The sequence below is a fragment of the Tistrella bauzanensis genome, from assembly GCF_014636235.1.
Taxonomy (GTDB): Bacteria; Pseudomonadota; Alphaproteobacteria; order Tistrellales; family Tistrellaceae; genus Tistrella; species Tistrella bauzanensis.
Window position 1 is genome coordinate 1 of the sequence record NZ_BMDZ01000152.1, and the last position, 2,784, is coordinate 2,784.

Annotated in this window: 4 protein-coding genes and 1 pseudogene; all 5 read left to right on the plus strand. The window is 64.4% G+C overall.

Annotated features, from left to right (window positions below; translation table 11 throughout):
* Positions 1-239, plus strand: a 239-nt coding sequence (locus IEW15_RS26215; protein ID WP_229708827.1) for a hypothetical protein, incomplete at its 5' end; no start/stop codon positions are given.
* A 42-nt stretch (positions 240-281) separates the two neighbouring features.
* On the plus strand, positions 282-734 hold the full coding sequence (locus tag IEW15_RS26220; RefSeq protein WP_188583235.1) for a winged helix-turn-helix transcriptional regulator: 453 nt from the start codon (positions 282-284) through the stop codon (positions 732-734).
* On the plus strand, positions 735-1,088 hold the full coding sequence (locus tag IEW15_RS25155; protein WP_188583237.1) for a hypothetical protein: 354 nt from the start codon (positions 735-737) through the stop codon (positions 1,086-1,088).
* A 33-nt stretch (positions 1,089-1,121) separates the two neighbouring features.
* Positions 1,122-2,050, plus strand: a pseudogene (locus IEW15_RS25160) (transposase).
* 146 nt (positions 2,051-2,196) lie between these two features.
* On the plus strand, positions 2,197-2,673 hold the full coding sequence (locus tag IEW15_RS25165; RefSeq protein ID WP_188583239.1) for a tyrosine-type recombinase/integrase: 477 nt from the start codon (positions 2,197-2,199) through the stop codon (positions 2,671-2,673).
* Positions 2,674-2,784: the final 111 nt, after the last annotated feature.

A 2,784-nucleotide genomic window follows, 5' to 3' on the forward strand; every position in this document is an offset into this window, starting at 1 on the left:
CTCATCGCCTCCATCCGACGCACCGCACGGTTCATCGCAAGGGCTTGAAATCAATGGGTATTAGTTTTGAGTCCGACTCTGAGACCCGCGGCAACGGCGAAGATCAGTGTGGTGATCCGCGATATCCCGGGGTCTGCGGTGTGTGGTGCTCCGATATCGTCGTCATGCTGCATGGTGGCCCTGCCCGTGACAGTCAATTCAGTCTCATCTTGAAACCATTTGCGCAGAAGAAAATCTAGTTCTATTTTAAGACTAGAATCTACAAAAGGGGGCCGCCGGTCATGGTCAAGCGGGTCAGTCTCTGGGATACCGGATGTCCGGTGGCGCGGGCGCTGGATGTGATCGGCGACTGGTGGTCGCTGCTGATCATTCGCGACGCTTTCGATGGTGTGCGGCGCTTCGGCGCGTTTCAGGCCGGACTCGGCATCGCCAAGGGGATGCTGGCAACGCGGCTGCGCGACCTGACCGAGCGCGGCATTCTGGAAACCGTGCCGGCATCAGACGGCAGCGCCTATCGGGACTACGTCCTGACCGAGAAAGGGCGCGGCCTCTTCCTCGTGATCGTCGCGCTGCGCCAATGGGGCGAAGACCATCTCTACCGTCCGGACGAACCGCGATCCGCGCTCATCGACACGGCGACCGGCGCTCCCGTCGCCCGGCTGGACCTGCGCGCGCCGGACGGACGGTCGCTCGGCTGGCGCGACACCCATGTGAGGAAAGCGGATGGCGCCTGAATGATCGTTCTGCTGTGCGGCAGCAACAAATCCACGCAAGCCCGCGACATTGAGCAGGCCAGATTCCTTGCCGAACAGTGGACGGACTGCGTTATGACCACAGAAATCTTCTGCCGCTATGATCAGGCCTGCGACATCAAGGTCGAAGAGGACATCGCCGCATATATGGATGCGGTGATGGACGATGGCGGCGATGACCCGGCCTATGTCGCCCGGGCACTCGGAGTCGTGGCCCGCGCCCGCACTATGAGCCAACGCACCTGCGGCGGGCGAGCGGGCCGGGGTCAGCGGCTTGAAAACGTGGAGCCGATTGGACGGTTTGCGAAACCGCTGGCCTCCGGCGCCTGGATTTGATTCCCTTGGATTGTCGGCGAGGGAGGTGTTGCGATGTCGAGACAGGCTGGTTTCTTCGGCCTGGACGAGCGCTATGCGGGGCTGAGTGCCAGCGGCGATCCGCTGGAGCGGCTGTCGCGGGTGGTGGACTTCGACGTCTTCCGCGAGGAGCTGGAGCGGACACTGAAGCGCTCGGAGCGGCGCCGGGGCGGACGACCGCCGATGGACGCGGTGATGATGTTCAAGGTGCTGGTGCTGCAGGCGCTGTGGGGTCTGTCGGACGAGCAGGTCGAATACCAGGTGCGCGACCGGCTCTCGTTCATGCGCTTTCTGGGGTTGGACCTGTCGGGCCGGGTGCCGGACTACTCGACGGTGTNGGGAGGAGATCAAGCGCGGCGGACGGCCGGACTGGAAGCCGGCGAAGGCGGCGCACAAGGACACCGATGCGCGCTGGACCATCAAGCGCGGCCGGGTGAAGAAGAAAGCCGGGCCAGAGTTGAAGGCCTCCGAGCGCCTGGCCTCGGGCCTGCTGATCCCGGCGTTCGGTTATAACGAATCACATCAACGTCGACCGGCGGCACCGGCTGATCCGACGCTGGGAGGTGACGCATGCGGCAGCCCACGACGGGGCGCAGCTGTCGAAACTGCTGAACCCCAGCGCCTTCGACAGCCGGGTCTGGGCCGACAGCGCCTATCGCAGTGCCGCCAACGAGCGGGCGATCGCAGCGGCGGGACGTCACTCGATGGTCCACTTCCGCAAGCCGAAGGGCCGGCCGATGTCCGCGCCGTACCGGCGCGCCAACAGCACCCGTCCCAAGGTGCGCTCGGCCGTGGAGCACGTGTTCGCCGAGCAGAAGGCGCGGATGGGCCTGTTCGTCCGAACCGTCGGCCTCGCCAGGGCGCGCGTGAAGATCGGAATGGTCAACCTCGCCTACAACATGCGCCGCCTGATCTGGCTCGACGCCCGATGCGCGGCGGCGTGAGGGCCGAGACGGGCTGAAACGCAGGGGACGGCCGGCAATTGGGCCGATCGACGCCGCCCGTGCCCCCTTCAGACTGCCGGAAGGGCGGGAAGAGCGCGTAGATCAAACTGTCCAATCGGCCATGGAGCGCGGCGGAGATCGAGGCGATGATTGAACCAGGTCTTCGAACCGCAGTGGCCCTTGGGGTCTATACCGGCATGCGGGAGAGCGACGTGGTGGCGCTACCCTGGACGGCCTATGCCGATGGCCATCTGGAAGCCCGGCAGGGCAAGACCGGGGAGCCGATATGGGTGCCCGTGCACCGCAGGTTAAAAGAGATCCTGGATGTGACACCCCGGACATCGGACACGATCGTAACCGGAATGCGAGGCAAGCCTCTGACAGTCGAAGGCTTCAAGACTGTCTTCTTTCGTCTCCGCGACAAGCTACAGGCAGAAGGCAAGATCCGGCCAGGGCTAACCTTCCACGGTGCCCGCCACACCGCCGCCACCATGCTTGCCGATGTCGGCTGCGACGAACGGGACATCATGGCGGTCACCGGGCATAAGTCCACGGCTGCCCTGCGGAAGTATATCGAGCAGGCGGATCGTCGGCGGCGAGCAGAGAAAGCGATCAAGCTCTAAGATGAATACTCTAGATAAATCAGCTATCATCAGAGGCTGTCGCGCAATGAGCGCGGCGGGCTGGTTTAGAGCGTCACCGTCGCCTGGGACGGCGTGAGGCGGCCCGTCCTC